We start from the raw sequence: 17716 nt of genomic DNA on the forward strand, positions 1-17716 counted from the left end.
TGCGAGAGTCGTCGTGTGCCAGAAAACGACAACCCGGAGGGCCCGATGACCACCACCATCCTCGACGCCGAGCGCGCCGACCTGATCGAAGCCCTCGACACCGTCCGCGCCGCGCTGACCACCACCGTCCAGGGGCTCACGGACGAGCAGCTCGACGCGCATCCGACGGTCAGCGAACTGAGCCTCGGCGGCCTGATCAAACACGTCGCCTCGATCGAGGAGATGTGGCTGCGCTTCGCGGCCGAAGGCCCGTCCGCGATGACCTACGACCTGCCGGAAGGCGTCACCTGGGCCGACCTCGGCGCCGGGACCGCCCGCGAATTCCCACAGTGGGCGATCGATCACCAGAACAACTTCAGGATGCTGGCCGGCGACACGCTCGCGGGGATCCTCGCGCGCTACGAGCAGGTTGCCGCGCGGACGAAGGAGATCGTCTCGTCGATCCCCGACCTTTCCGCGACGCACCCGCTGCCGGAGGCGCCCTGGAACCCGCCGGGCGCGGTGCGGAGCGTGCGCCGCGTGCTGACGCACGTCATCGCCGAGACCGCGCAGCACGCCGGCCACGCCGACATCCTGCGGGAGAGCATCGACGGCCAGAAGTCGACCTGACCGTCGTGAAGGCCTCCTTCCCTTCCTTCAGCGCAGGGAAGGAGGCCTTCTGTCCCCAGCCCAGGGACGTTGTTGAAAGCCACTTTCGCAACGTTGAAGGTTGCGAAAGTGGCTTTCACAACCTGCCGCCTCTGCGAAGCGCCCTCAAGATCGCCGGCCGTACAGGGGGCATAGCTCGCTCACAGCTTCCTGCCGTAGGGTCCCCGCCCGTCGGCGACCGGTGATCATGGTGGTGGTTGTGTGCGGGAGACGGAGCGGCGGTTCCGCCCGGAAATCCAGGGACTGCGGGCACTCGCGTGCGTTCTGGTGGTCGTCTATCACGTGTGGCTCGGCCGGATCTCCGGCGGCGTGGACGCGTTCTTCCTGATCTCCGGGTTCCTCGTCACCGGCCAGCTCTACCGCGCGGCGGTGCGCGGGAGGATCGAGTACCGGCCGATATGGGGCCGGATGATCAAGCGGCTGTTCCCGGCCGCGCTCACCGTGCTGCTGCTGGTCGTCGCGGTGAGCACGGTGCTGCTGCCGCAGAACCGCTGGTTCCAGACGATCAAGGAGGTCGTCGCCTCCGCGCTCTATGTCGAGAACTGGCGGCTGGCGGCGGATTCCGCCGACTACTTCGCGCAGCACAACTCGGCCAGCGTCGTCCAGCATTTCTGGTCGCTGTCGATCCAGGGGCAGTTCTACGTGGTCTGGCCGCTGCTGGTCGGCCTGGTACTGCTGGTCGCCAGGCGAACACGGCGCGACGTCCGGCCGATGCTCCTCGGCGTTCTCGGCACGGTGTTCGCGGCTTCGCTGGCGTGTTCGGTGTGGCTGACCGCGGTCGACCAGCCGCTGGCGTACTTCGATTCGCTGACGCGGGTTTGGGAATTCGCGCTCGGCGGTCTGCTCGCGCTGGTGCTCGACCGGGTTTCGGTGCCCCGGCCGGCGCGTGTCGTGTTCGGCTGGGCCGGGGTCGCCGGGCTCGTTTCCTGCGGACTGGTGCTCCAGGTCGGGACGGTCTTCCCCGGCTATCTCGCGCTCTGGCCGACCCTTTCCGCCGCGCTGGTGATCCTCGCGGGCGACACCGCGTTCAACGGGGGCGCCGATCGTTTCCTCAGCAGCCGCCCGCTGAAGTACCTGGGCGACCTGAGTTACGCGCTCTACCTCTGGCATTGGCCGGTCCTGGTGTTCTACCTCGTCGCCCGTGACCGTGAGGAGGTGGGCCTGCGCGGCGGCGCGGTGATCATCGCGCTGGCCTTCGTCCTCGCCGTGCTCACCCATCACCTGGTCGAAAAACCGGTCCGTGTGTCCGCGATCGGGAGCGCGAACCGTTGGGGTGCTTACCGATTCGGCGCCGCGACACTCGCCGCCGTGCTCGCCGCGGCAGGCGCTTGGCAGTGGGTGAGCATGAACCAGGCGGAGGGCTACTCGATCGCGGTCGACGACCCCGACCACCCCGGCGCGCTCGCGCACACCGAAGGGTTCAGCTATTGGGGTGCCGCCGACGCGGCGCTCGTCCCGTCGTTCGTCGCGGTCTCCGAAGACTGGGCGGGAATCGACCCCGCTCGCTGCGGCACCTCGCCGCGCAACCCCGATCTCGAAGTCTGCGTCTCGCAGACCTCCGGGCATCCCGCTCGCCGGATCGTGGTCACCGGTGATTCCCACGCCGGGCAGTTCCTCGGCGCCCTTCTCCCGGTCGCCGAAAAGAAGAACTGGGAGGTCACGTCGATCCTCCGCGGCGGCTGCCCGTTCTCCACCGACTCGGACACGGTGCCGGGCGATCGGTCCTGCATCGACTGGAACACCGCCGTGGCGGACGAGATCGTCACGACCCGCCCCGACGCGGTGTTGACGATCGGCACCAGGGACGTGAAGATCGGCGTCGAGGAACGGGTTCCCGCCGGCTACGTCGCCCAGTGGCGCAAGGTCGACGAGGTGGGCATCCCCGTGCTGGCGGTGCGGGACAACCCGCGTTTCGGCCAGGCGCCGTCGGCGTGTGTCGAGAGCCGTGGCGCGGGCGCGCCCGAGTGCGCCACGCCGCGTTACGACCTCTATGCGGCGGAGCCGCCGTACGAGGCATTGCCGGATCTGCCGCCTAACGTGCGGTTCCTCGACTTCAGCGACTATTTCTGCACGGCCGAGGTCTGCCCGCCGGTGATCGGCAACGTGCTCGTCTACCTCGACGACAACCACGTCAGCGGTACCTACATGTCGACGATGTCGGCGATCGCGGAGAAGGCGATCATCGAGGCCCTCGGCTGGGCGGACGACCACGCGGAGGAGCCGCCGCCGGGCGGGTGACCCAGACAACAGATCGCCGCTGAATTTCGTAATGTTGCACTGATTCGATGGTCTGCCATTGGTTCACGCAACGATCAGGCCTTATCGGTGCATCGGAACGGCAGATATCGTCGTCGATATGAAGGTCGCCGTCCATCAGGGCTCGTACGCCGAGCTGCCGTCCACTGTCGCGGCGTCGGGCGCGGATCTCGTGATCGCCGCCGAGATGATCACCACCGGCTACCACATCGGTGCCCGTTCCCACGAGCTCGCGGAACCGGCCGACGGTCCGACAGCCGAGCGGATGTCCGCGCTGGCCAGGGAAACCGGCGTCGCGCTGGGCTACGGGTACCCCGAATCCGCCGACGGCCGCGTGTACAACAGCGTCCAGCTGATCGGCCCCCGCGGACAGCGCCTGGCGAACTACCGCAAGACGCATCTGTTCGGCGACATCGACCGTGACCGGTTCGAGCCGGGCACCGAGGCGGTCGTGCAGGCGGACCTCGGTGGCCTTCGGATCGGCCTGCTGATCTGCTACGACGTCGAGTTCCCCGAACTGGTGCGGGCGCACGCGCTGGCGGGGACCGAACTGCTCGTGGTGCCGACCGCGCTGATGAGCCCCTACGAACTGGTCGCCGACACGCTGGTGCCCGCCCGCGCCTACGAGAGCCAGCTGTTCGTCGCCTACGCGAACCGTTGCGACACGGAGCGGGAATTGACCTACTGCGGCCGCTCCTGCGTCGTCGCCCCGACCGGCGAAGTGCTCGCCCGCGCGGGCGCCGGTCCGGAGCTGATCAGCGCCGAAGTCACCCGTGACGCGCTCGTCGCGTCGCGTCTGGAGAACACCCACCTGGCCGACCGACGGCCCGATCTGTACCGAGGACTGTCCGCATGACCTCCGCCCTCCCGACCGCGATCCACCACGATGAAGCGGCCGGCCGCCCGATCACCATGTTCGGCCCCGACTTCCCGTTCGCCTACGACGATTTCCTCGCCCACCCCGCCGGACTCGGCTCGCTCCCGGCCGAACGCCACGGCACCGAGGTGGCGGTGATCGGCGGCGGCCTCTCGGGCATCGTCACCGCGTACGAGCTGATGAAACTCGGCCTGCGCCCGGTCGTGTACGAGATCGCCGAGATCGGCGGCCGCCTGCGCACGGTGAATTTCCCCGGCTGCCCGGACGACGTCGTCGCGGAGATGGGCGCGATGCGCTTCCCGCCGTCGTCGACCGCGCTCTTCCACTACATCGACAAGGTCGGCCTGGAGACGACACCGTTCCCGAACCCGCTCGCGGAGGGCACGCCGAGCACCGTCGTCGACCTCAAGGGAGAGAGCCACTACGCGCGCACGGCGGACGACCTTCCCGCCGTCTTCGGCAAGGTCGCGGCCGCCTGGGACAGCACGCTGTCCGAGCAGGCCGCGTTTACCGAGATGCAGAAGGCGATCCGCGAACGCGACGTGAAGACGATCAAGCGGCTGTGGAACGAACTCGTGCCGAAACTGGACGATCAGACCTTCTACGGCTTCCTCTGCGACTCGCCCGCGTTCGCGTCCTTCCGCGACCGGGAGATCTTCGGGCAGGTCGGCTTCGGCACCGGCGGCTGGGACACCGACTTCCCGAACTCGATCCTGGAGATCCTGCGGGTGGTCTACACCGGCGCCGACGACGAGCACCGCAGCATCGTCGGCGGGAGCAGGCAGCTTCCGTTGCGGCTGTGGGAACACGCGCCCGAGGACCTCGCGTTCTGGCCCGCCGGAACGAGTTTGAGCTCGCTCCACGGCGGAAGCCCGAACCCGGGCGTCGCCAGGCTGCACCGCACCGCGCCGAACAACATCACCGTGACCGACACCGAGGGCCGCATCCGCACCTACCCGGTGGCGGTGTTCACCGCGCAGAGCTGGATGCTGCTGTCGAAGATCGCCTGCGACGAGGCGCTGTTCCCGATCGACCACTGGACGGCGATCGAGCGCACGCACTACATGGAGTCCTCGAAGGTCTTCGTCCCGGTCGACCGGCCCTTCTGGTTGGACAAGGATCCGGCGACGGGCCGCGACACGATGAGCATGACGCTCACCGACCGGATGCCGCGCGGCACGTACCTGCTCGGCGACGACCCGGACGCGCCCGCGGTGATCTGCCTGTCCTACACCTGGGCCGACGATTCGCTGAAATGGCTGCCGCTCTCGGTTTCCGAGCGGGTCGAGGTGATGCTGCAGTCGCTTCGGGAGATCTACCCTGGCGTCGACGTCCGGCGGCACATCATCGGCGACCCGGTGACCGTGTCGTGGGAGGCCGAGCCGCATTTCATGGGCGCGTTCAAGGCCAACCTGCCCGGCCACTACCGCTACCAGCACCGGCTGTTCACCCACTTCAAGCAGGACCGGCTGGAGGAGCGCCACCGCGGCCTCTTCCTGGCGGGCGACGACGTCTCGTGGACCGCGGGCTGGGCCGAAGGCGCCGTCCAGACCGCGCTCAACGCGGTGTGGGGCGTCCTGCACCACTTCGGTGGCGAGACCGACCCGGCGAATCCGGGACCGGGTGACGTCTACGACGAGATCGCGCCCGTCGAACTTCCCGACTGAGCGCGGCGGCCCACCAGCCGAGCGGTGCCCGCCGCGAGGAGCGCGCCGATGGTGTTCATCAGCCAGTCGTTGGTGTCGCAGGCACGGCCGATCGCGGGCACGAGCGCCTGAAGCGTCTCGATCACCGCGGACAGCGCCGAACCCGCCGCGAGCATCGTGACCGGCCGCCGGGACGCCAGCGCGGCGAAACAGACCGGCGGGAGGAACAGCGCGACGTTGGCCAGGAGTTCGACCGCGCCCAGCGTGGGCAGGGAGAACTGGACGGTGCACAGGATCCCGTCGATCGAGTGCGCCGTCGGTACCAAGGTCAGCGCGACGACCGGGAGCGAAGACACCCCGGCGAGCGCCCACAGGATCCGCGGCCTGCCCGCGAACAGGCGGCCCAGGACGGCGCAGACGAGCGCGACCAGGACGATCGCCACCGGCACGAGGGCGGAGTGGTCGAGCAGGAAGTTCGTGATCATGGCGGGCCGATCCTACGAGCCGGTGAACCCGACCTCCGCCGAGGCCACCACACGCACCCGTCCGCCGGGGTGGATCGCCGTGCTCAGGAGCAGGTTGTGCCGGGCGATGAGCTGTTCGGCCGTCAGGCCCGTGGTGGGGTCGCCGTCGGCGGACGGCGCGTGGCCGTCGGCGACCAGCACGACGTCCAGCCCGTGGCTCTGCGCGGACCGGGCGGTCGCGTCGACGCAGTAGTCGGTGGCCAGCCCGGTCAGCACCACGGTGTCGACGCCCCGGTCGGCCAGCAGCCCCGCCAGGCCGGTGCGGTAGAAGGAGTCGGTCGCCGTCTTGTCGACCACCACGTCGATCGGTTCGAGACCGAGCAGCGCGCTGACCCGCGTGCCCGGCGACACGGGATCGAAGTCGGTGCCGGGAGCGCCGATCTGCCGCAGCGCGATCACCGGAACGCCGTCCGCGCGGGCTCGCCGGGCGAGCGCGGCGATCCGGGCCGCCAGTTCTTCGCCGCGCCAGACCAGGGGAACGAGCATTTCCTGCATGTCGACGATCAGCAGCGCGGCCCTCATGGACGGCAGCCTAGGGCAGCGCGGCGGGCGACTCGGCCTCCGGGATGAGCAGCCATGGCGTTTCGGTGCCGTCGGCGGGGACGGCCCAGACGTCGGAGTGCCCTTGCGTGCGCGAGAGGGCGTAGGCGACGGTGCGGCCGTCGAGCCAGGCGGGCTGGTCGTCGACGCTCCGGGTTTCGGCCAGCGGGGTCACCGCGCCGCTCGCGAGGTCGAGCACCGAGACCCGCCAGCCTTTCGCGGGATCGCCGTCGATGGCGGCCTTGTAGGCGATGCGGGTCTCGTCGGGGGAGAGGGACGGGCATTCGACGTTGTCCCTCAGCGTCCGCACGGTCCGGGCCTTCGAATCGCCTTCGACGAGGTACCGGTGGGACCCGGTCGACATGGTGGCGTAGAACCGGTTCGGCTGCCGGGTGAAGGTGACGCCCCAGAAGTTGACGTCGGCCGCCTTGTACGGTTCGCCGTCCACGGTCACGGCGAAGTCCTCGAGCGTGCCCTCGACGTCGTCGGTGGTGAGGTCGAGGGTGCCGGCGCGGGTGGAGAACCGGCCGCCGTTGTAGGAGTCGCCGGTGACGAACACCGTCCACGCCAGCCGTTTCCCGTCCGCCGAGACCCGTGCCCGGTTGGGCACGCCGACCAGCGGGATCTCCTGCGTCACCGCGAGACGGCGGTCGAGCACGGCCAGCTGGTAGGTGGTCAGCCCGGTCTCCGGCCGCAGGCAGATCCCGGTGCCGCCCGCCGCGTGGACCCGGCTGCACGACAGGGTCGACACCGCGCGTGCCCCGCCAGGGTCGGCCGCGCTGACACTGGACACGTGCCCGCGGTCGGCGTCGGCGGTGCTGCGGAACAGCAACCGCGGGCCTTCGAGGGTGACGGCGTCGCTGGTGCCCGCGGACGCGGTGTCCTGGTTGCGCGCGCCCGCCATCCCGACGTAGATCACGGCGGCCGCGGCCAGCGTGAGGGTTCCGGTGACGGCGATCAGAACGCGGGTGCGGGTGTTCACGGTCGTGCCTTCCTGCGGGGGAGCCGAGAGCGAGGGTTGCCCGCGGGCGCGTCCACAGCGGACACGCCCGCGGCGTTCACCCGATCACCGCCAGACGTTCGTGATCGGCGGCTTGTTCGCCGCGTTGCCGATACCCGGCAGCCCGAACGCCGCCTCGATCGTGCGGAGGATCGAGTAGTGGTTGACGGATTCGCTGTAGCTGCCCGGCTTCACATGGGCGCCGACGAACGTGGTGAAGATCTGGTTCACCGACGTCCCGCTGTCCTCGTCGAAATTGACGATCAGCAGGCTGTTGTGCGTCTTGGCCCACTGCGCGTAGGCGTCGAGGTTCTTCTTCAGCCATTTGTCGCCGGTGTCGACCGGGCAATCGTGCATGTCGCTGCACAGGTCCGGGGTCACGAAAGCGACGTGCGGCAGCTTGGTGAAGTCGCTCGGGAACGACGAGAACCTTTTGTTCGCCGACGCGGGGACATTGCTGAAGCTGACCCAGCTGTTGTGCTTGCGCGCGTATTTTCCCTTCGTGCAGCCGGTGTAGCCGTCGGAGGGCATGCTCTCCGCATAGCCGACGAACTTCTTGCCGATCCCCGCCAGCTGGGAAGCGATGTTCTCCTTGTTCCCCAGATCCTGGCATTTGTTGCTGTCGACGCCGTGGGTGGAGCCCGCGAACTGGGCGATGTAGTTGGGCTGGCTCGGGTGCGTCGTCCCGTACGCCTTGGTGAACTTGGCCCCCTGCGAGGCGAGCTGGTTGAAGTACGGCGCCTTCGAGCTGCCGCTGATCTCCTTGTAGTCCTTGTTTTCGAACATCACGAGGACGATGTGGTCGAACGCGGGCACCGCCGCCGCGGCGGGCTCCACCGCGGCGGCGGGAGTGTCCTGATGGGACACCACCAGCGCCGTGGCCAGACCGGTCGCGGCCACGGCCGCGACCGCGATCCGTTTCCAGAACATTGAAACCTCCTGGGAAAAAGGTTGAAACTTTGACGACCGACCGTCGGGTTCAGCGGCGCTCCGCAGGCGTCGACAGAGTCGAGACATCAGATGTCTCAGGTGCATTTAAACGGCAGGGAGGGCCACGGCCCATCAAGATCGCCTGACTGGAGCAATCAGCGGGCGCGGAACGCCCCAAAACCGGCATTGCTTGGCACGAAACCGTGTAAACCTGGCGATCACCTTGTGTTCAGGGCCCGCCAACCGCTGAACTTAGGGCAATCCGCTGATTCAGCCGGTTGACAGTCGCGTGCGAGTGCCCGGCTTCATGGTGTACTCATCCGACCAATGGTTAAGCTGGTTGGCGTGAAGCCCTTTTCGTCGAGGCCGGCCGGATATACGATCGAAGAACTTTCCGCGATCGTCGGCATGTCGGCGCGCAATATCCGGGCCCATCAGACGAGGGGCCTGCTGGCCCCGCCGGTGCGGTACGGCAGGTCCGCCTTCTACGGCCCCGCCCATCTGCGGCGCCTGCGGCGGATCACGATGCTGCAGAAGCAGGGTTTCAACCTGGTGTCCATCGCCGTGATGCTCGGAACGGCCACAGTGGACGGCGCCGAACGGCTGGACGCGGTGATGGCCGACATCGCCCGTGACCAGCCCGCCGTCGTCCGATGCCTGGAGCGGCACGGCGTGCTCGGGCGGGACGACACGGGAGCGCCGGCCGTCGTGCGCCCGTCGGTTTCGCGCGCGGTGGCGGAACTCGCCGGTGCCGGGGTGCCGCCCGCCGCGGCCCTGCGGTTCGTCGGTCAGTTCATGGATCGGGTCGCGCCGCTGGCGGGCGAGCAACTGGCCGCGCTCAAAGCTCAGACCGGCGGTGTCCCGGGGGCTGCCTGGGCCTGTTTCGCCGAGCTGCTGGTAAGCGCTTTCAGAACGACCGTGGAGAACGCCGCCGAAGTCACTCTCGCAGACGGGGAGCCAAGATCACGGCCGCCGAGGTGACCGCCGCCGTCGCCACGTCGAGGCCGGTGCCGTCGGCGAAGGCGGACAGCATGACGACGATGTAACGGTCGCCTTCACCGACGAGCCCGGTCGTGTGCGCGTCCACCGAGCCTCGCCCGGCCGCCCAGCCCTGCTTCACGGCCCGTGGCCGGTCGGGGAAGGCCGAGGGAATGCCGAAATGCTGGTCGAACCCGTCCGCGGCGATCCGCGTCGCCTCCCGGAGCGGTCTGAGCACCACGTTCCTCTTGGCCTTCGGCAGGGCGAGGATGTGGCGGTAGACCGCGACGACATCATCCGCTGTGGACAGTGTGTCGCCCCAGCGGCCCGGGTCGGCTGGCGGTGTGGTGTTCTTCAGGCCCGCGGCGGCCACCGTCCTGGTGACGATCGCGGGCCCGCCGTTCCTGGTCCAGAGCGTGTTGGCGACCGCGTCGTCGCTTTTCGCCAGCATCCGGTGGAGCTGGGCTTCATCGGTTCTGCTCGCCTTGCGGGTGACGGCGTCCAGCGCGATGAACAGTTTCACCACCGACGCCGTGCGGAATCTTTCCGAGCCCCGGTCGCGGATCACCTGGTCGCCCGACGTGCGGTCGAAGACCACGGTGGCGTCGCGTCGTTCGGGAGCCGGAGGGCTTTCCGTGCCGGCGCGCAAGATCACGTAGCCGAGGATCGCGGCGAGCACCAGGACGACGATCAAGATCGTCGTGCGAAGGCGCGGTCGCCGGTTCGTACCCGGCACTGCGATGGGCCTGGTTCGTTGGTCGAGCATGCCGTCGATGCTCAGAGACGATCATCGTGGCCCCGTCTCGTTCACGTCATGACTCTGTAACGGCGGCGGACTACAGCGAAAATCGCGCGAGTAACGACTTCCGGGCCTCAGACCAGTTCCGAGGAGACGACCGAGGCCAGCCCGCGCAGCCTCTCCAGCAGCGGCTCGACCTCATCGGCGTCGATCAGGACCGCGCAGGTCATGGTGCTTTCGCGGACCCCGTCCCGGACGTCGACGGACAGGTCGTGGACCAGGCAGCCGAGCGCCTCGACCAGGCCGGGGATCTGCTCGACGCCGCCGACGAAATAGGTCGCGATCCGGCGGCGGACCAGCATGGACGTACGAGGGGCGGGGATCTGGAACGAAACAGCGGACATCGTGGACTCCAAGGGCGGGAAACGTACAGGCCATGGAGGGCCAGGTCCCGGGAGATGCCCCGTGTCGAGGGGTCGCCGGAATGCGCGCCGGCGACCTGGTTTCAGCCGGCGCGCTTGACTACGAGTCGGGTAAAGCGGAGTCGAGTCCAGCGGCGCACGGCGACAGGCTAGCACGTCACGAGAGCCGCAGCCTGGCCCCTTGTTCCCGGAGGTGCGCGGCGGAGCCGCAGTCGAGGTCCAGTTGCCGCTGCCGTTCGGCCACGAACGCCCGGCCGAGGCCGGTACGGTCCGAAGTGGACAGTGTGCGCCGGAGGCCGTTCAGCAACCCGCGTTCCTCCGTACGGATATGCGCGTCCACCGAATTCTCCAGTGCCGCCAAGGCTTTTTCGGGGTCGGCGGCTTCCAGTACGGCCAGCAGCTCGTCCGCGAGCCCGCGCTCCGTCGCATCGGGACGGACGATCCGCTCGGTCGCGGTCGCGTGGGCGACGAGCGCCGCCGAGAGTTCCGCGATCAGTGCCGGCCGATCGGCCTCGTCGTTACGGAGGTCGCGGAACAGCTGTTCGATCCGGCGGTGATCGGCAAGGACGACCTCGACCAGGTCGGAGCCAGGGGGAGCGGCGGTCGGACCAGGGCGCATCCAGCCGAACGTCAGTTCCACGGCCTGGCGCCAGTGCGAGTATTCGCTGTCGCGGCGGGCGGGGTCCATCGTCGGGAGCCACTGCCCGGCACGGTGCCAGTTCCGGCGCAGACCCTCCAGATCCGGCCAGTACCCGACCGACAACCCGGCCGCGTACGCCGCGCCCAGCGAAACCGTCTCGGCGACCATCGGGCGCACCACCGGCACGTCGAGGACGTCGGCGACGAACTGCATGAGCAGGTTGTCGGCGGTCATCCCGCCGTCCACCTTGAGCGTCGACAGCGCGAGCCCCGAATCGGCGTTCATCGCGTCGACGACCTCACGCGTCTGCCAGCCCGTCGCCTCCAGCACGGCCCTGGCCAGGTGTCCCTTGGTGATGTACGACGTCAGCCCGGCGATCACGCCGCGCGCCTCGCTGTGCCAGTGCGGCGCGAACAGACCCGAGAACGCGGGCACGATGTAGCAGCCGCCGTTGTCCTCGACCGTCCGCGCCAGCGTCTCGATCTCGGGCGCGCTGCCGATCAGTTCGAGCCCGTCGCGAAACCACTGCACCAGCGATCCGGTGACGGCGATCGACCCTTCGAGGGCGTACACGGCGGGCTCGTCGCCGATCTTGAAGCCGACCGTGGTCAGCATGCCGTGGGTCGAAAGCACGGGCGTCGGACCGGTGTTGAGCAGCAGGAAGCTGCCCGTGCCGTACGTGCACTTCGCCTCGCCGGGCGCGAAGCAGGTCTGGCCGAACAACGCCGCCTGCTGGTCACCGAGCGCCGCCGCGATCCGGATCCCCGGCACCACCCGTGACGTCGTCCCGTACACCTCGGCCGACGGGCGGATCTCCGGCAGCATCGCGCGCGGGACGTCGAAGAACTCCAGCAGCTCGTCGTCCCACGACAGCGTCCGCAGGTTCATCAGCATGGTGCGCGAGGCGTTGGTGACGTCGGTGATGTGGACACCGCCCTCGGGACCGCCGGTCAGGTTCCAGATCAGCCAGCTCTCGACCGTTCCGAACAGCACGTCGCCGCGCTCGGCGCGTTCCCGCAGGCCAGGGGTCCTTTCCAGCATCCACCGGATACGCGGGGCGGAGAAGTACGTCGCCAGCGGAAGCCCGCACAGCCGCCGGACGCGGTCCGCGCCGGGCTCGCGGGCGAGTTGTTCGAGGATCGCGTCGGTGCGGGTGTCCTGCCAGACGATCGCCCGCCCGACCGGGTTCCCGGTATGCCTGTCCCACAGCACTGTCGTCTCGCGCTGGTTCGCGATGCCGAGGCCGGCCACCTGCGCCGGTTCGACGCCGGCGTCGGCGAGCGCCTGCGGCACGATCCGGCCGACGTTGCGCCAGATCTCCGTCGCGTCGTGCTCGACCCAGCCCGGACGGGGGAAGTGCTGCTGGTGTTCGCGCTGCGCGACCGACACCAGCCTGCCGCGCGCGTCGAACAGGATGCACCGCGTCGAGGTGGTGCCCTGGTCGATCGACATCACGTAGCGCTGGACCACGCGAGCACCTCCATCACCATCGGGACGCGCCGAGATCGCGGGAGACCGCCCGTGCCGCGTCGCGCACGTGGCCGAGCAGCCGCGGGATCGGGCTGCCGTCGGCTTCACAGATCCGTTCCGTCGCGCCGGACACCCCGATCGCGCCGACCACGATGCCGCCGTGACCGCGGATCGGCGCCGCGATCCCGGCCTCGCCGGTGATCATCTCGCCGTTCTCGCTCGCCCACCCCGCCTCGCGCACCTTGCCGCAGGCGCGTTTGATCGCGGTCTGGGTAACCAGGGTCCGGCGGGTGTAGGCCTCCGGCTCGCCGGTGCGCAACGATGCCACGAGACCGGTGTCGTAGGCCAGAAGCACTTTTCCGAGCGCGGTCGCGTGCAGCGGCAGAAGTGTGCCGACGTCGAGGGTCTGCAGGCTGTCGTCGGGGCGGAAAACGTGGTGCACCACCAGGACCCGGCCTTCCAGCGGCGCGCCGATCCGTACGGCTTCGCCGCTGCGCGCGGCCAGCGCGTCGGCCCAGTTGATCGCGCGCGAGCGGAGTTCGTTGACGTCGAGGTAGCTCGTGCCGAGGTGCAGGAGTGCGGCGCCCAGTTGGTATTTCCCGGTGTCACGGTCTTGTTCGACAAAGCCGACCCCTTGCAGGGTGCGCAGGATCCCGTGCGCGGTTCCCTTGGCGAGTTCGAGGGAATCGGCGATCTCACCGACGCCCAGCCGTCCTGAACCGCGCGCCAGCAACCGCAGGATCGCGGCGGCGCGCTCGATGGACTGGATCGGACCGGGCACGGCTCAACCGTAGCCCGACCGGCCCTGATTCGACAATGTCGAACATCGTCTTCGAGTGTTCGACAATGCCGACCGGCGTCCGTTGACCCCGGGTTTCCGCGAACTTAACTTCGGCCTCAACAGGGCAACGGTGTCCTTTGTGGAGGAAGCAATGGTGCGAAACCTCAAAGCTCGCGGACTGGCGGGCGAACTGGCGGCGGAGTTCGTCGGGACGATGATCCTCATCCTGTTCGGCTGCGGGGTGGTGGCTCAAGTCGTCGCCGCGGGCATCGGGGACCACGACAGCATCGCGTGGGCGTGGGGTATCGGTGTCACGCTCGGTATCTACGTGGCTTCACGGATCAGTGGCGCGCACCTGAACCCCGCCGTCACCGTGGCGCTCGCGGTGTTCAAGGGCTTCTCGTGGCGCAAGGTCGCCCCGTACGCCCTGGCGCAGACCGCCGGCGCGTTCCTGGGCGCGCTGCTGGTGCGCTGGAACTACACCGAGGTGCTCAACGCCGCCGACCCCGGCCTCACGATCAAGACCCAGGGTGTCTTCTCCACCCTTCCGGGTAACGGAACCCTGCCGGTGGGTGACTGGGGCGCGTTCCGCGACCAGATCATCGGCACCGCGATCCTGGCACTGGTGATCTTCGCCATCACCGACCTCCGCAACACCGCGCCCGCCGCGAACCTCGCCCCGGTCGTCGTCGGCTTCCTGGTGGTCGCGATCGGCATGGCCTGGGGCACCAACGCCGGCTACGCGATCAACCCCGCCCGCGACTTCGGCCCGCGGCTGATGTCCTGGCTCACCGGTTACGACACCGCGTTCACCGACCAATACGGCTATCCGTACTGGTGGATCCCGATCGTGGCGCCGGTGATCGGCGCGGTCATCGGCGGTGCGATCTACAAGTTCTTCATCGAACGTTACCTGCCCGCCGACCCGGCACCGGAAGCCTTGCCCGCCAAGGACATCGAGCGCGTTTCCTAAGGAGAGAGGGAATCATGCCTGACTACATCGGCGCCGTCGACCAGGGCACCACCAGCACGCGCTTCATGATCTTCGACCACGGCGGCAACGAGATCGCCCGCCACCAGCTCGAACACGAGCAGATCCTCCCCAAGCCGGGCTGGGTCGAACACGACGCCACCGAGATCTGGGAGCGGACCCGTTCGGTCATCGCCACGGCGCTCAACAAGGCGAAACTGACCGCCGCCGACCTCGCGTCGCTCGGCATCACCAACCAGCGTGAGACCACCGTCGTGTGGAACCGCCGGACCGGGCGCCCGTACTGCAACGCCATCGTGTGGCAGGACACCCGCACCGACCGGATCGCCTCGGCGCTCGAACGCGAGGGCAAGGGCGACGTCATCCGGCGGAAGGCCGGTCTGCCGCCCGCCACCTACTTCTCCGGCGGCAAGCTGCAGTGGATCCTGGAGAACGTCGACGGCGTCCGCGAAGACGCCGAAAAGGGTGACGCGCTCTTCGGCACCACCGATTCCTGGCTGATCTGGAACCTCACCGGCGGGCCCGACGGCGGCGTGCACGTGACCGACCCGACCAACGCGTCGCGCACCATGCTCATGGACCTGGAAACGCTGGAGTGGGACGACGAACTGCTGTCGTTCTTCGACATCCCCAAGCAGATGCTGCCGTCGATCGCGCCGTCGTCGAACGACGGCCGGTTCGGCGTCACCCGCGCGGACGGCCCGCTCGGCGGCGAGGTCGCCATCACCGGCGTGCTCGGTGACCAGCAGGCGGCGACCGTCGGCCAGGTGTGCTTCCGCCCCGGCGAGGCCAAGAACACCTACGGCACGGGCAACTTCCTGTTGCTCAACACCGGGCACGAGGTCGTGCGCTCGAAGCACGGCCTGCTCACGACGCTGGCCTACCAGTTCGGCGACGAGAAGCCGGTGTACGCGCTGGAAGGTTCGATCGCCGTCACGGGTTCCGCCGTGCAGTGGCTGCGCGATCAGCTGGGCATCATCAGCGGCGCGTCCCAGAGCGAGAGCCTCGCCCGCCAGGTCGAGGACAACGGCGGTGTCTACTTCGTCCCCGCGTTCTCCGGGCTTTTCGCGCCGTACTGGCGATCCGACGCGCGCGGGGCGATCGTCGGCCTCACCAGGGCCACCACCAACGCTCACTTGGCGCGGGCGACCCTCGAAGCGATCTGCTACCAGACCCGCGACGTCGTCGAGGCCATGCAGAACGACTCGGGCGTCCCGCTCGACGTGTTGCGTGTGGACGGTGGCGTGACCGCGAACGAACTCTGCATGCAGCTACAGGCGGACATCCTCGGTGTGCCGGTGTCGAAGCCGGTCGTCGCGGAGACCACCGCGCTCGGTGCCGCCTACGCGGCCGGGCTCGCCGTCGGATTCTGGAAGAGCACCGACGAGCTGGAACAGAACTGGAACGAGGACAAGCGCTGGGAGCCGTCGTGGACGGACGAACAGCGCGCCGAGGGCTACGCGGGCTGGCAGAAGGCCGTCGGCCGCACGCTCGACTGGGTCGAGGTCGAGTGAGCCCGATGAACAGGAGGAACAGAGTGACACCCGTACCGCTTTCCCCGGTCTACCGTGCCGAGACGCTGCGCAAGCTCGCTCGCGAGGAGATCGACGTCCTCGTCGTCGGCGGGGGAGTGACCGGTGCCGGCGTCGCGCTCGACGCGGCGTCGCGCGGGCTCTCCGTCGCACTCGTCGAGGCCCGTGACTTCGCCGCGGGCACCTCCAGCCGGTCGTCGAAGCTGATCCACGGCGGGTTGCGTTACCTGGAGAACCTGGACTTCAAGCTGGTCCGTGAGGCGTTGAAGGAACGGAGCCTGCTGCTGCAGACGCTGGCGCCGCATCTGGTCCGGCCGGTGAAGTTCCTCGTGCCGCTCAAGCACCGCGTCTGGGAACGCGGCTACATCGGCGCGGGTGTCACGCTCTACGACACCCTCGGCGGCGCGCGGGCCCTGCCGCGGCACCGGCACCTGTCCAAGCGCGGCGCGGGCAAGGTCGCCCCCGGCCTCGCGGACGACGCCCTGATCGGCGCCATCCAGTACTACGACGCGCAGGTCGACGACGCGCGCCACACGATGACGATCGCGCGGACCGCGGCGGAGCAAGGCGCCTCCGTGCTCACCCGTGCCCGCGTGACGTCGTTGATCCGTGACGGCGAACGCGTCGTCGGTGCCAAGGTCGTCGACCGCGAAAGCGGCGCGGAGATCGAGGTCCGGGCGAAGACGGTCGTCGCGGCGACCGGCGTGTGGAGCGACGACATGGCCGAAGCGGCGGGTATCCCCGCGCCGTTCACCGTGCGCGCTTCGAAGGGTATCCACCTGGTGGTGCCGCGCGAGAAGATCGACCTGGACACCGGGCTGATCCTCCGCACCGAGAAGAGTGTCCTGTTCGTCATCCCGTGGGGGCGGCACTGGATCGTCGGCACCACCGACACCGAATGGGACCTCGACCGCGAACACCCCGCGGCCAGCCAGGCGGACGTCGACTACGTGCTCGATCACCTCAACGCGGTCCTGCGCACGCCGCTCACCGCCGACGACATCGAAGGCGTGTACGCGGGGCTTCGGCCGCTGCTGGCCGCGAAGGCGACGTCGACGACGAAGCTCTCGCGTGAGCACGCCGTGGCGCATCCGGTGCCGGGTCTGGTGATCGTGGCCGGCGGCAAGTACACCACGTACCGCGTGATGGCCGCCGACGCCGTCGACGTCGCGGTCGAGGACCTCGGCCGTCCCGCGCCGTCGTCATGGACCGAGCGGCTGCCGATCGTCGGCGCGACGGGCTACCACGAGCTGTGGGGCGCGCGGCACTCGCTCGTGCAGCGCGCGGGGCTGCCCATCGCCCGCATCGAGCACCTGCTCCAGCGCTACGGCACCGCGATCGAGGACATCCTGGAGTCGATCTCAGAACGTCCCGAACTGGGCGAAGCGATTCCGGGGACGGCTGAGTACCTGAAGGCGGAGGTCGTCTACGCGGTCTCGCACGAAGGCGCGCTGCACCTGGAGGACGTCCTGACGCGGCGCACCCGCATCTCCATCGAGGAGCGGGACCGCGGTGTGACGGCGGCGCCGGTGGTGGCGGAGCTGATGGCGCCGCTGCTGGGCTGGGACTCGCACAAGCAGGAGCGCGAGGTCGCCAATTACCTCGCGCGGGTCGAGGCGGAGCGCTCCGCCCAGGCCCAGCCGGACGACGAAGCGGCCAACGCCAGCCGTCTCGCGGCACCGGCTCTGCTGCCGAGCTGACCTCCGCTCGTGGTTCCGGTCCGTGAAGGCCTCCTTGAGGGA

The 17716-nt window shown here is 69.1% G+C and carries 16 protein-coding genes; 8 read left to right on the top strand and 8 right to left on the bottom strand.

The features are described 5' to 3' along the window. Positions 1–45 precede the first annotated feature (45 nt). From ACLJQ7_RS35630 to ACLJQ7_RS35645, 4 genes are all read left to right on the top strand, one after another. Positions 46–609, top strand: a complete 564-nt coding sequence (locus tag ACLJQ7_RS35630) for a DinB family protein (protein ID WP_410652564.1) — start codon at positions 46–48, stop codon at positions 607–609. A 240-nt stretch (positions 610–849) separates the two neighbouring features. Then, a complete protein-coding gene (locus ACLJQ7_RS35635) occupies positions 850–2886 on the top strand; it encodes an acyltransferase family protein (RefSeq protein WP_410652565.1) in 2037 nt (678 codons plus the stop codon). 118 nt (positions 2887–3004) lie between these two features. Then, positions 3005–3760, top strand: a complete 756-nt coding sequence (locus ACLJQ7_RS35640; RefSeq protein WP_410652566.1) for a carbon-nitrogen hydrolase family protein — start codon at positions 3005–3007, stop codon at positions 3758–3760. Then, positions 3757–5448 (top strand): flavin monoamine oxidase family protein, encoded by a 1692-nt coding sequence (locus ACLJQ7_RS35645; protein ID WP_410652567.1) that lies wholly within the window; start codon positions 3757–3759, stop codon positions 5446–5448. Before ACLJQ7_RS35640 ends, ACLJQ7_RS35645 begins: the two co-directional genes overlap by 4 nt. Here ACLJQ7_RS35645 and ACLJQ7_RS35650 read toward each other — a convergent pair. The 4 genes from ACLJQ7_RS35650 to ACLJQ7_RS35665 form a co-directional block, all read right to left on the bottom strand. Then, positions 5412–5912, bottom strand: a complete 501-nt coding sequence (locus ACLJQ7_RS35650) for a VanZ family protein (RefSeq protein ID WP_410652568.1) — start codon at positions 5910–5912, stop codon at positions 5412–5414. The genes ACLJQ7_RS35645 and ACLJQ7_RS35650 overlap by 37 nt on opposite strands. A gap of 12 nt (positions 5913–5924) precedes the next feature. Continuing rightward, a complete protein-coding gene (locus ACLJQ7_RS35655) occupies positions 5925–6473 on the bottom strand; it encodes an isochorismatase family cysteine hydrolase (RefSeq protein WP_410652569.1) in 549 nt (182 codons plus the stop codon). Between the two features lie 10 nt (positions 6474–6483). After that, positions 6484–7473, bottom strand: coding sequence for a TolB family protein (locus ACLJQ7_RS35660; protein ID WP_410652570.1), 990 nt, complete (start codon positions 7471–7473; stop codon positions 6484–6486). Between the two features lie 84 nt (positions 7474–7557). After that, positions 7558–8421, bottom strand: a complete 864-nt coding sequence (locus ACLJQ7_RS35665) for an alkaline phosphatase family protein (protein ID WP_410652571.1) — start codon at positions 8419–8421, stop codon at positions 7558–7560. A gap of 345 nt (positions 8422–8766) precedes the next feature. Here ACLJQ7_RS35665 and ACLJQ7_RS35670 point away from each other — a divergent pair, with 345 nt between their 5' ends. After that, a complete protein-coding gene (locus tag ACLJQ7_RS35670) occupies positions 8767–9402 on the top strand; it encodes a MerR family transcriptional regulator (RefSeq protein WP_410652572.1) in 636 nt (211 codons plus the stop codon). On the opposite strand, the gene ACLJQ7_RS35675 is transcribed toward ACLJQ7_RS35670, so the two are convergent. From ACLJQ7_RS35675 to ACLJQ7_RS35690, 4 genes are all read right to left on the bottom strand, one after another. Then, positions 9359–10165: a serine hydrolase gene (locus tag ACLJQ7_RS35675; RefSeq protein ID WP_410652573.1), complete on the bottom strand. Its 807-nt coding sequence runs from the start codon at positions 10163–10165 to the stop codon at positions 9359–9361. The two genes, ACLJQ7_RS35670 and ACLJQ7_RS35675, sit on opposite strands and share 44 nt — an antisense overlap. A 107-nt stretch (positions 10166–10272) precedes the next feature. After that, positions 10273–10542 (bottom strand): hypothetical protein, encoded by a 270-nt coding sequence (locus ACLJQ7_RS35680; protein ID WP_410652574.1) that lies wholly within the window; start codon positions 10540–10542, stop codon positions 10273–10275. Positions 10543–10717: 175 nt separating this feature from the next. After that, on the bottom strand, positions 10718–12670 hold the full coding sequence (gene glpK / locus ACLJQ7_RS35685) for a glycerol kinase GlpK (RefSeq protein WP_410652575.1): 1953 nt from the start codon (positions 12668–12670) through the stop codon (positions 10718–10720). A gap of 13 nt (positions 12671–12683) precedes the next feature. Beyond that, a complete protein-coding gene (locus tag ACLJQ7_RS35690; protein ID WP_007033228.1) occupies positions 12684–13451 on the bottom strand; it encodes an IclR family transcriptional regulator in 768 nt (255 codons plus the stop codon). 151 nt (positions 13452–13602) lie between these two features. Here ACLJQ7_RS35690 and ACLJQ7_RS35695 point away from each other — a divergent pair, with 151 nt between their 5' ends. From ACLJQ7_RS35695 to glpD, 3 genes are read left to right on the top strand one after another with little or no spacing between them, the layout of a single operon-like run. Beyond that, entirely contained in the window at positions 13603–14424 is an 822-nt protein-coding gene (locus tag ACLJQ7_RS35695) for an MIP/aquaporin family protein (protein WP_034316663.1), read from the top strand. A 14-nt stretch (positions 14425–14438) separates the two neighbouring features. Next, a complete protein-coding gene (gene glpK, locus ACLJQ7_RS35700) occupies positions 14439–15956 on the top strand; it encodes a glycerol kinase GlpK (protein ID WP_410652576.1) in 1518 nt (505 codons plus the stop codon). Positions 15957–15961: 5 nt separating this feature from the next. Then, positions 15962–17674, top strand: a complete 1713-nt coding sequence (gene glpD / locus ACLJQ7_RS35705; RefSeq protein WP_410652577.1) for a glycerol-3-phosphate dehydrogenase — start codon at positions 15962–15964, stop codon at positions 17672–17674. Positions 17675–17716: the final 42 nt, after the last annotated feature.

Source organism: Amycolatopsis sp. cmx-4-54 (assembly GCF_046548895.1).
Taxonomy (GTDB): domain Bacteria; phylum Actinomycetota; class Actinomycetes; order Mycobacteriales; family Pseudonocardiaceae; genus Amycolatopsis.

Bases quoted from the DNA above. Each gene is read 5' to 3' on its own strand.
- ACLJQ7_RS35630 (WP_410652564.1), top strand. From the start codon at position 46: ATGACCACCACCATCCTCGACGCCGAGCGCGCCGACCTGATCGAAGCC.
- ACLJQ7_RS35640 (WP_410652566.1), top strand. From the start codon at position 3,005: ATGAAGGTCGCCGTCCATCAGGGCTCGTACGCCGAGCTGCCGTCCACT.
- ACLJQ7_RS35645 (WP_410652567.1), top strand. From the start codon at position 3,757: ATGACCTCCGCCCTCCCGACCGCGATCCACCACGATGAAGCGGCCGGC.
- ACLJQ7_RS35650 (WP_410652568.1), bottom strand. From the start codon at position 5,912: ATGATCACGAACTTCCTGCTCGACCACTCCGCCCTCGTGCCGGTGGCG.
- ACLJQ7_RS35655 (WP_410652569.1), bottom strand. From the start codon at position 6,473: ATGAGGGCCGCGCTGCTGATCGTCGACATGCAGGAAATGCTCGTTCCC.
- ACLJQ7_RS35665 (WP_410652571.1), bottom strand. From the start codon at position 8,421: ATGTTCTGGAAACGGATCGCGGTCGCGGCCGTGGCCGCGACCGGTCTG.
- ACLJQ7_RS35675 (WP_410652573.1), bottom strand. From the start codon at position 10,165: ATGCTCGACCAACGAACCAGGCCCATCGCAGTGCCGGGTACGAACCGG.
- ACLJQ7_RS35680 (WP_410652574.1), bottom strand. From the start codon at position 10,542: ATGTCCGCTGTTTCGTTCCAGATCCCCGCCCCTCGTACGTCCATGCTG.
- ACLJQ7_RS35695 (WP_034316663.1), top strand. From the start codon at position 13,603: ATGGTGCGAAACCTCAAAGCTCGCGGACTGGCGGGCGAACTGGCGGCG.
- glpK (WP_410652576.1), top strand. From the start codon at position 14,439: ATGCCTGACTACATCGGCGCCGTCGACCAGGGCACCACCAGCACGCGC.
- glpD (WP_410652577.1), top strand. From the start codon at position 15,962: ATGAACAGGAGGAACAGAGTGACACCCGTACCGCTTTCCCCGGTCTAC.